Here is a 10,409-nt window from a genome sequence, read left to right as displayed (position 1 = left end):
CTCAAAATGCCCAATTCCGCAGAAAGTATTGTCTGACAGCATATTTGTAGTAAATTTATGGGTTTATGCTTGGTATTCACGGGACAAAAGCGTACCTTTGTGTCGTGAAAGGGTATTCACGGCAAGGGATGTCCGGCAAAGAGCGTTCTTGATTTTATTTTCCTGTGGTTTTGTCCCGTTTTTGTCCCGTCAGGGATTTGTATCACGATACATGGTTTCGTAATATTGCTGAATATCAATGATTTGCAAATGACAGAAGCGAGAAAAATGCGCTAACCACCAGAAGGGACCTTGCGAGCCGGTAAAGGTCGCATCGGTCAGAAACTCGTTGGTCTGAAAAATCACGTCGTCGATTTCCTCTTCCAAGAGGTCGATACCGAAATCCGAAAGAATATTTCCGTCTGCCATACGTTGTGTGTTTTTAGTTCTTTCTGTTTACCGTCTCGTCTCCGTCTCCCGTATCAGTTTCGCCGCCCGATTGCGCCCCTCGCACGGCGGAACGCGATTCGTTCCACCGGCCCATCGCCTCGCGGACGATACCGCCCTTGTCCAGTCTCCGGTCGGCGGTTGCATTCAGCAGCCCGTTCGCAACCGTGGCGTTCTGTCTTCGGGCAAGGTAGCCGACCAGAATCTCGTTCTGCCGTACCACGTCCTCGTAGATTCGCAGGTACTCTTTCTTCCGTTGTGCGTTGGGCATGTAGGCGTCCTTCGTAGCGTCAATGGCGCACTGGTAGACGTGGTAGTATTCCGTCCACCGCTCCCTGTCGTCCGTTGTGCCCCCGGCAAGGGGGATGCGGTCGATGTTGCGCTGAAGCCGTTCCATTTGAGCGTTTATCTTATCGCCCTCGGCCAGCCACGCGAGGTCAATCTGCCGGTCGGCTACATTCAGTGCCTCGATTTCGGCCCGCTTGACCAGTGCCGAGTCGATGGCTTCCGCCTCGTCTGTCTGGTTGTACAGGTTCACACCCGCCAGCGTGCGGAACGACAGTTTGTTCTTGCTTGCCGCCGACTTCTTGTACTTGTTGTGCAGCAGCGTGTAATAAAGTTCGGGCGACAGAGCGCCCGTACCGGTTTCCATAACCGTAATCTGGTTCTGTTTCGGCGAGTCATGGTTGTAAGTAACCGACTGCGCCTTGACACCGCTCGTTGCAACTGCTGCAACCGCCATGAGTAAGAGAGTTCTGTTCATATTAATTTCCGGTTATTCATTATTTTACAGTTATTTATATCGTATAGTCATACTTTTTTTGAGCTTCCTTTACTGTCATAAATATTGGTATTCATTCCTGACTCGTTTCTCTCCTTGCGAGAAATATGTCTCGTCTTTTTCAATGCAAATACATTTTCTATTCGTATAGATACAGGCAATTGCGGTGCTCATGCTCCCCGAAGCAAAATCAAGGACAGTATCTCCTTCCTTTGTGTATGTTTTTATCAGATACTCCAATAATGCAATCGGCTTTTGGTTGACATGAATCGTTTTGCCTTCCGATTCCGCTGTTTTGAAGTATATCACACTTCGTGGATATCTTGTCCCTTTGTTTTCATGCCTGAATGTAGGATTGGGTACATTGTTTATCCCTGTCCAATTGCTTCCTCTCTTCGTGCGGTTCCCGTAAGGCTCGCCTTCCTCCATGATTGGATAATAAGGGGTTCTGCCTTTGCCAAAGACACTTATTAGCTCATGTGCTTTTAGAGGTTGTTTTTTAGCGAGAAGAAAATTGCTTGCTTTTGACTTTTCCCAAACCCAGTCATATTTAAATTCATCTAAATTGCCGCAGCGTAGAAAGCTGCTGAACGGTTCGCTGCCAAATAAGACCGTAGGTGCATTTTCTTTCCTGACTCTCCTGATCTCTTTCCACATTTCCGGGAATGGTATTATTTTATCCCACTGTGAAGCTGTAATTCCAAAAGGGGGATCGCATAAAACCAAATCAATGCTTGATTCCGGAAGAAAAGGCATCACTTCAAGACAATCGGCCTTATATAACGTAATGTCTTTTGCAAAAACAATCTTTTCCATTGCATCAATCTGAATGTCTTTTTATCCCTTGGTATAATCCCAATAGGCTTGTTTGTACTAAAAATTCTTTCTCTGTTTTTATTTCCCGATGTCGATGGCATGGAAGTCAAACTCTAACCTGTAGATAGTTTGCCTTCTTTCCCTTTTATCGTTCGTTAATAATCCAGCCGTCCCGCTTTGCGCCATCGTCCGAAAGCCCCGTCGATAATCTCCTTGACCTTGGGACGGTAAATCTTCGCTTTCCAGTAACCGATGCGCACCTGTATGTACCGCCACGTCTCGATATACGCCCGGTTCAGGTGCCGCTCGATGTCGTCCAGCGACGTGTTCACCGCTTCCAGCACCATCAGCAGGTCGGAGGTCGAACATTCTGCCGCCCCTGTGGCATACAGCACGAGGTCACTGACCGATTTGTAAAGCTGTTTCCCGTCATCGGCGATGTCCCGTATTGCCTTTTCGTTGATGGCCAGTATCACGGCATCGCCGGGGTCGATGCGCCCCCGTTTCACGATTCTATCGTTGAAGTCCTCCAGCAGTCTCTTGTAATCGCCGATACGGTCGCTGACCGCCGTATAGGTGCTTTTCACGTTCAGCACCGTCCGCAAGGACTGGTACATCACGTCGATGACGTCGAAGGCACGGGTGTAGCGGTCCAAGTCCACATTCAGTTCCTTGTACTCGCCGACCTCTTTGCGGCTGTACTCGTGCAGCAGCTTGTTGCTGTATTCCAGCGTACTGCGGGCCAGCAGCAGGCTGCGTTGCTTCTTGTGGTCGTTGATGTAGGCTTCTACCGACACGATGTCGAACGTCCATTGCGCTTGGCAATGCCGGGCAGGAGAGCCAGCAGCACGACTGCCATCAGCAGGGCACGTTTCATGGCCGCACCTCCTTTCCGCTGCCTTTGCCGTTCCTGCCGTTTCCGCTCCGCAGGTTCCGCGCATTCTCCACCCAGCGTTCGTGGCATTCCTCCACGAGCGTCAGCCTGCGTCCCTCGTCCATATCCAATTCGGGCAGCACGTCCTTCAGCACGTCGATGATGCTCCGTTTGTAGTGCATCATCTTCTCCAGTGACACGAGGTCGGCATATATCATCGTAATCCGGGAATCCACTTCCCGTGCGATTTCGAGCCGGTCGCTTGACCACAGCAGATGGTACACCTCCCCGGTCGGAGTCTCTTCCAATGGTGGGGTACGGGCATATTCCGTCGTGATCTTGCACGAAGGATGCTCTCGTGCAATCTCCGCAATACGGTCGTTCACCAGTTTCGTTTTCTCCGCGTCCGACAGGTTAGGGTCGAGCGTCAGCACGTCGGCCACATACGTGTCGGTGTATTCCGTGGTCAGTTCCCAACTGATCTGCACGATGGCACGGTGTATCTTGATACCGAGGAAATATTTCGGTTTGCGGGCTATCGAGACCGTCGCCTTGAACGTGATGACCCCGTTGATGTTCGGCATGGTCGCCTTACGGACATAGGTGTAGCCGTTCCACGCCCCGCCGTCCTGCCACGACAGGCTGTAAGCCGTCTTGCAGTCCTGCATGATGGCCGGTATGCGGTAATAGTCGTCTGTTGCCACATCGTTATCGCCCGACGCCTCGGTTTTCGCGTCGGTGTATTCCCGTTGTTTCTTCTGCCATTCGGACAGCTCGCTTTTCAGGCGGTCTATCTGTGTCTTGTTCGCGTTGTACTGCTGCCGGTACACCGCCGCATCTTCCACGCTTGCCTCGGCGATTTTTTTCAGCAGGTCGGCATTCTCGCTCTCCAACGCGTTGATTTGCGACTGGATGGCGGCTACCTGATTCTCTGCCTCCTGCAGCATGGCGTCCAGCTCGGACAAGTCCAGTTCGTTCTCCGTAACCGTGGTCTGCATGGCACACTCCTTTGAATGGGCGTTCAGGGATTTGCCGCACGTTCGGCACTTGTACTGCGTCGTGCCCTGACCGAGCGTAGCCCCGTCCGAACAGGTTACACTGATGGTCACGCTCTCGCAGCCTTGCAATTTCGCGGCGTCCGTCGCCTGATAATAGTTCCGCGCGTCAGAAGCTATATAATAGGTATAACCTTCCTCGTTGTCGTTGAACTCCGAGAGTCGGGCGTTAAGCCCGGCTTTGAACGTGTTCAGGTCCATCGAGTAGGAATCGAACACCTCTTCATAGACGACCTCTTCCCGGTTCCAGCTTTTCTTCACATGGATTTCGTAGGCGTATGCCTTCTTCGTCTGTTTGCCGCCCCGGCTGATGATATAGCCGTTCTGCCAGTAGTTGATACTATAGGTATAGCCGTCATTCTGGTTGTTGAGCTGCTGTACCCGGCTTCTCGACCAACCGGCGTACCGTTCCGAATTGGCGAGCGCCTGCTCCCGTTGCGAGGCATTGGGATAAAAGTCGGGATCGGTTGTCTCGAAACGCGTCCATTCGCCGCCGTTCAGTATGCTGTTATCGTCCGTCGGCGGGTAGTAGTCGCACAAGGCGATACTCCCTTGCTCACGCCGGGCGATATACCACCGTTGCGTGTAGTAGTTTCCCGCCGTCTCGTCCAGATAGTCCGTCATCCAGGAGGTAAGGTCGTAGTTGCTGAAATCGAACAGTCCCGCCACGTTGTCCTCACCGCCCACCATGTCAATCAGCAGGCCGCCGAGGTCATGCTCCGCCTGCTCGAAGAGCGCACCGTAATGGTCATACAGGTCGATGACCTTGCTGACCCTGCCGCCCATCAGCTCATGGAACGAACTGGTTTGCAACAGGGCGTCACCAATGTTCCCGATACCTGCCGAGGCGAGACCGACACCCATGTTGTAGAGGTTGTCGATGTCGTGTTGCAGGTTCTCCTTGGTGAAATTGCCCGGCACGCTGGCGATGTCGTCCAGCATGTGCTGCCAGTCGATGTCGCCTATCTCCGAGAGTTTCAACAGAGGGGCGATGTTCCGGTTGATTTCCAGAAACACGATGTCCGAAAAGCCCAACGTGCTGTTCGTCACTACACTCTCGAACTGCATACACAGGCTTTTCGTTTCGTCGCAGATTTTCATCAGGTAGCTGCCCCAGTAGATAGCCGTTTGCGGTGAGCGGAGCATCAGTTTCGCCACCACCCATATCTTGGGTATGATCTTCTCCGAGACCATGCGGTAAATGCGGCGGTAGTAGTAGTTCTCCGTACTGCTGTTCCAGATACCGAGGTCGGAAAAGGCTTTATGCTCCAAGAACTTGGAGGCAAAAATCCCCGCCGTGGCCACTTCCGCCGCATTGTAGTGCTTGAGTATGTCATCGACCTGCTCCCGGTAATAGCTTTCCGCCACGGCTTCCGTACCGAAAGCGGTAGCCATTGCCGCCACGGTACGCGCATCGTAGTTCACGCTGTAATACTGCGCGTGGATGTGCTGTACGACAACGAGCGACAGGAGCATAAGGATAAGTGACAGCCGTTTCATCATGGATTCCTCCCCGGTTAAAAACAGCCCCCGTCAACGGCGCGTCATGCCTCTTAGTGCACGTATCAGTTCGTCGGCCTCATATACGGCGGAATTTGCCACCAGACGGTGGTGTATGAATACCTCCTTGGCTATCTCGTACCTGCGTTGTTCCCACTTCGCCTCTTCTTCCTCGTCCTGCACGGAATTTCCGATACCGGCGTATTCGTCCAGTTCCTTACCGGGCATTCCCAACCGGAGATTGTACCTTTCCAGAACATCCTCTATTTCCTCGATGCTTTTTCTTCCCATGTCGCGTACCCTTACCAAGTCCTTTCCGGGCCATTGGCACAAATCCCGGATGGTTTTGATGTCGAACTCACGGAATATCCGTTGGATACGGGCTTCATATTTGCTCCCGAACTCAAGTGTCTTCACGCTTTGGCTGATGTCTATCTTTTCCATTTTCTGTAATTGATGATTTGATTGTTATTGTTTTACATGAAGGTTCAATATCCGCCCGGCCTCGTTGACCTTTTGGGCGAACGGCAGGGATTTTCCGATACCGCTGGCGTTCCAATCCCGACAGTACGCCTCGATAGCTTCCTGATGGCTGCACCGCAATTCCCGCTTGTAGAGTTTCAGGGCTTCTTTCTCCGCCCGCTCGGTGGTGTAGGTCATGTAACACTCTCTTGGTTCTTCCACGCCGTACACGCCGCTGGTCGTCCCCCGGCGGATGAACACCTCTCGGAAGAAGCTGCGCCCTTCCTTGTTTTCCAGCCGGTTGATGGTGAATATCTTTTTGCAGTCCACGTCGGTAAGTCCGAGAATAGCCTTGATTTCATCGAACCGCTCGCGGAACTTGCTCTGGTCAAGCAGCATCACCACGTCGGAGTTGTTGATGATGGCTTCCTTGACGATAGGGCTGCCGATGATGTCCTGTATCTCCTGCGTCACCACGCCGACCGAGGCCCAGAACTTACGGGCCGTCTTGTACATAAACTTGATGTATTCGGCCATGAGCGGGCTGGCAATGGCCTTCCACGCTTCCTCTATGACCAGGACTTTGCGGTTCTTCTTGATACGCATCTTCTGTAAGAATACATCCATGATAATCAGTGTGACAAGAGGGAACAGGAGAGGATCATCCTTTATACTGTCAATTTCGAAGACGATGAACGTCTCATCGAACAATGAACTGTCCATGTTCTCGTTCAGCGTCTTTTCATGATTGCCGCCCCGATAGAAGTCCTTCATCATGTAACGGTACGTCGATATGTCGATGCCCGAAATATGGTTTTCGGCACAGATGTCGGGGATGCGCTGCACGGAAAATTCATAGAACGAGTTGAACGACAGCTCTTCCACTTTCAACTCCTTACGGCGGCGTTCCATCTCGTCGATCATGCGCTCGATACGCCCGGTCCGCTCTCCTTCGTCCTCGTCCTGCTTCTCGGCATGGTTACGGTCGTCGATGAGCAGCCCCTTACGCAAATCCTCCCGTTGCAGGGGTGTGAAGCCGTCGAACCCATTGAAATAAGTGTCGTAATACTCCGTGATGACCTGTTCTATCAGGCGGTCCTCTGTCTTTGTGACCGTACCCTGCGAGCCTTTCCAGATGAGCAGCACGAGGTTTTTCAGGAAGCCCGTCTTCTCCACATTCATTTCCGCCCGATTGATGCGGAATGGGTTCATCGTAATCGGTCTTTCCTCGGTATAGGAAATGTACTTGCCGCCGAGGTATTCGCAAAGTCCCTCGTAGCTGTTACCCGTATCGACCATCACCACGTCCGTTCCTTGCTCGTACAACTGGCGCACGACAGAGTTCATGTGGAAGCTCTTGCCGCTGCCCGAAGGACCGAGACAGAAAAAGTTCGAGTTGTCCGTCAGCTTGTTTTTCCCCTCCTTTCCCGTGATGTCGATAGCCACCGGCACGCCTTGGCGGTCTGTGTAGTAGATTTTCAGCGGTGTCTCCTCGCTGTGCTGTATGTGCTCCTTATACATCAGACACATCGCCGCGTCACCCAGCGTCAGGAAGCGGTCATAGTCCTCGTTCATGCCGTAACAGTTACCCGGAAACGAGTTCACGAACAGTTCCAGTTGGTTGTACGCCCTTTTGGAAATATGGATACCCATACGTCCGAAAGCATTCTCCAAGTGGTTCGTGCATTTTTGCAGGTCCGTATCGGCCGGTACGGCGACGATCAGGTTGAAATGGGTGTACACGAGCTGCTTGCTTTCCCGCGCGATGACCTCCTGCACCCGCTTGATGTCCTCCACGGCCATCTGGTTGCTCGGATTGGGAATACTGGCGTGCCGGTTCTTCTTTTTGTCCAGCAGGGCCAGTTCCCTTTTCTGGTTGGGCAGGAAGACAATCTGGTTATAGACGACCGTCTCCGCATTCGGAATGTTGTCGATGGCAGCCAGCAGGTCCACGGGCATATCCGTGTTATTGACCTCTATATTGGTGTAAGGCCGTATCAGTGAGGGCAGTGCGGCACAGTCCACATCGACAAGGCTATATACCTTGCAGCGTTTGTCGCCCATCGAGACCGTTTCGTCGTCCGCCTTGAAGTTGGTCATCGACACGATCCGCTCCTTGAAGTTCATGGCGAAATAGCGGTCCACGTATTCGCTCGCTTCGGCTTTGTTCAGGAACCTGGCCTGTACCCCGGCATCGTGCAGCTGGTCATGCACTTTGCGTATCTTGACCAGAAAGTCGCGCCACTTCTTGTTGTCGAACGAGAACAGGCGGCTCTTCTTCGCCTCCTGCGTGATGGTCAGGTAACACACGCTGTCCGTATAGTTACGCCCCTTGAAGTAACGGAAGTAGGCCGATGAGAGGAACTCGTGTTTGTCCCCCGTCTCGTTCTCGAACTGTTTCCGGATGAAGATGTCCTGTTTGTGCAGGGCATATCCTTCGCCGAGCGTCTGCGCGAGGGCGGTGAAAAGGTGCGTGAACTCGTAGTAGCTGTCGATGTTCGCACAGTATTTCTGCACGGGATTCTCTATTTTCAGGATGGCTGAATATTCGCCCGTCTTGGTGTACAGCACGCCCACGCCGTTCGTATCTTCCACAGAAAAATAGATGTCCTGAAAGATACGCTTACGCTTGCCTCCGGTACCGAACGCATAGACCGACAGGGCCATGCCGGCACACAAGGCGATAAAAAGTAGAATGATGTACAAGGTCATTTCAAAATACAATAAAAAAGGCCGGTCCACCCGGATTTCAGGCGGCCGGCCCGCGTTCAACATTCAACAAGACCACACGTTGCCCGTGATGGTTTTTCTTTTCTTCTCACAGTTTCTTCGAGTGGGCGTAGATATACACTCCGCGACCGTCTTTCTTGGTATGCAGCCCTTTCCGCTGTTTGAGCATGATAAGCGCAATACCCGTCGAGACGACCGCAACCAGCACGACCAGTCCGGCCACGAAACCCACGAGGCAGTAGGCGATGATAAATCCGACGATGGCTCCGCCGGCAACGCCCGCCGCCCAGTAGATGTAGCGTCCCTGAATACCCATGAACTCCAAAGGCCGTTGCAGGCCCTTGAACAGCGGGTAGTCGGGATAGCGTTCGTCCTTGCCTTTCATCGTGCGGGAGGGTTATGCGCCGATACCGAAGAACATCGGAAGTGCTTGTGCGGCAGCGATTAAGAAAATACATGCGCCAACGATCATCATAATCTTTTTCTTCACGTCCTGTTCCTCGTTGTTCATGGCGATGTACACCGAGATAGCGCCTACGATAGCCACTACACCGGCAATGGCGTAACACAGTTTGACCATGACGGGGACGTACTTGGCGATTTCCTCCGTCACGGTCGCCAGTGCGGTCGTACCGGCGGAGTAATCGCCTGCGGAGTTTTGGGCCATGACGGCCGTCGTGCCACACAGCAACATCAGTGTGAGCATCTGTACCTTTTTAGCAGAAAACATTCTTTTCATTTGTCTTTTTGTTTTTTGAAACATGATTATTTATTTTAGGGTAAGTATTGCAGTTCTTTCGAATCGTTATGGCGGCACCTCATTCCTGCATCCCGTTTCTATATGCGATAGCCGAAAAAGGCAGGAAAGACAAGGAAGGCACCGATCAGGAACAGGCACGCGCCCACAAGCGTTACGACGGACTTGGTAATACCGTCCTCGCCCGTGTTCATCTTTACGTAAATCTGGAATCCGGACACAATCACACAAATCCCGGCGATGGCACAACAGAGAGCTTGGACGTAGAACATCATCGTTACCACGTAGTCGTGCATCGTCGCCAGCGCATCCGCCCCCCAACTGTAATTCACGCTGCCGCTTTTCGCCAGAGCCGAACAGGGGATGATGGAACAAAGCGCACATAGTATCTTCTTCGTTTTCGACATCTTACAGCTTATCTTTGACCGGTCTCCATTTCAGGCTGGGACGGTTGTCCAAGCGTCCTTTGGAAATCATTGCCTTATACATCTCTTCGTCGGTAAAGCCGTCGGACAGGTAGGGTGCGACCTTTTCCATCTGTGCCTCTGCCTTGGCTTTCAGCCGTTCGAGCCGATCCTTGGCTGTTCCATCTTTTTTCCCGGTGTCGCCGTTTTGGGCGGCAGGCGAAGCGGCAGGTACAGTCTCCGTGCCGTATGTTTCATTTCCGATTTTGAACCCGGTCTCGTTCTCCGAAACCTCGACACTCTCTTCCGTGGAATCCATCGGACCGAGGTCGAAAACTTCCTCGTCAGTCTTCTCCGTTCCCTTCTTTCCATACAGGTCACGGATGATATTGACCGCGAAATAGACGATGTACAGCACCGTCAGTACAAGGGCGAATATAAAGTATGAACCCATCTGTTTTTAAGTATGAAATTAAACTTTAATTGAACTTTAAAAGTACGGTTGCAAAGAAAAATATTATATTTGATGTAACAAAAACTCTTTATATCAAACAGTATTTTATTACATAGAAATAAGTTTGAAACACTAAAATTGAACTTTAAT

Annotated in this window: 10 protein-coding genes and 1 pseudogene; all 11 read right to left on the bottom strand. The window is 51.9% G+C overall.

From position 1 onward, the window contains the following. Nucleotides 1-189: 189 nt before the first annotated feature. A complete protein-coding gene (locus tag DXA05_RS17020) occupies nt 190-408 on the bottom strand; it encodes a hypothetical protein (protein ID WP_115483775.1) in 219 nt (72 codons plus the stop codon). Nucleotides 409-421: 13 nt separating this feature from the next. Further along, complete coding sequence (locus DXA05_RS17015; protein WP_007569261.1) at nt 422-1,189, bottom strand: DUF5045 domain-containing protein; 768 nt, start codon at nt 1,187-1,189, stop codon at nt 422-424. Nucleotides 1,190-1,264: 75 nt separating this feature from the next. Then, on the bottom strand, nt 1,265-2,023 hold the full coding sequence (locus DXA05_RS17010) for a site-specific DNA-methyltransferase (RefSeq protein WP_007569258.1): 759 nt from the start codon (nt 2,021-2,023) through the stop codon (nt 1,265-1,267). Between the two features lie 155 nt (nt 2,024-2,178). Further along, nucleotides 2,179-2,900: pseudogene (locus DXA05_RS17005) on the bottom strand (hypothetical protein). Then, nucleotides 2,897-5,452 (bottom strand): hypothetical protein, encoded by a 2,556-nt coding sequence (locus tag DXA05_RS17000; protein WP_044301990.1) that lies wholly within the window; start codon nt 5,450-5,452, stop codon nt 2,897-2,899. Before DXA05_RS17000 ends, DXA05_RS17005 begins: the two are co-directional and overlap by 4 nt. A 33-nt stretch (nt 5,453-5,485) precedes the next feature. Further along, the gene (locus DXA05_RS16995) at nt 5,486-5,896 is read right to left on the bottom strand and encodes a DNA-directed RNA polymerase subunit alpha C-terminal domain-containing protein (protein WP_007569251.1); all 411 of its coding nucleotides are present in this window, start codon (nt 5,894-5,896) and stop codon (nt 5,486-5,488) included. A gap of 24 nt (nt 5,897-5,920) precedes the next feature. Then, nucleotides 5,921-8,626, bottom strand: a complete 2,706-nt coding sequence (locus DXA05_RS16990) for a DUF87 domain-containing protein (protein WP_080783882.1) — start codon at nt 8,624-8,626, stop codon at nt 5,921-5,923. Between the two features lie 106 nt (nt 8,627-8,732). Continuing rightward, entirely contained in the window at nt 8,733-9,029 is a 297-nt protein-coding gene (locus DXA05_RS16985; RefSeq protein WP_007569249.1) for a DUF4133 domain-containing protein, read from the bottom strand. A gap of 12 nt (nt 9,030-9,041) precedes the next feature. Then, entirely contained in the window at nt 9,042-9,407 is a 366-nt protein-coding gene (locus DXA05_RS16980; protein ID WP_007569248.1) for a DUF4134 domain-containing protein, read from the bottom strand. Between the two features lie 74 nt (nt 9,408-9,481). Beyond that, nucleotides 9,482-9,808 carry a DUF4134 domain-containing protein gene (locus DXA05_RS16975; RefSeq protein ID WP_004289321.1) on the bottom strand — a complete coding sequence of 109 codons (327 nt, stop codon included), beginning with the start codon at nt 9,806-9,808 and terminating at the stop codon, nt 9,482-9,484. Between the two features lies 1 nt (nt 9,809). Continuing rightward, a complete protein-coding gene (locus tag DXA05_RS16970) occupies nt 9,810-10,259 on the bottom strand; it encodes a hypothetical protein (RefSeq protein ID WP_007569247.1) in 450 nt (149 codons plus the stop codon). Nucleotides 10,260-10,409 lie beyond the last annotated feature (150 nt).

Origin of the sequence: Bacteroides sp. AM54-2NS, from assembly GCF_003602935.1 — a bacterium.
GTDB classification, from domain to species: Bacteria; Bacteroidota; Bacteroidia; order Bacteroidales; family Bacteroidaceae; genus Bacteroides; species Bacteroides xylanisolvens.
Note: the sequence above shows the minus strand (reverse complement) of the source record. Positions and strands in the feature narration are given on the sequence as shown.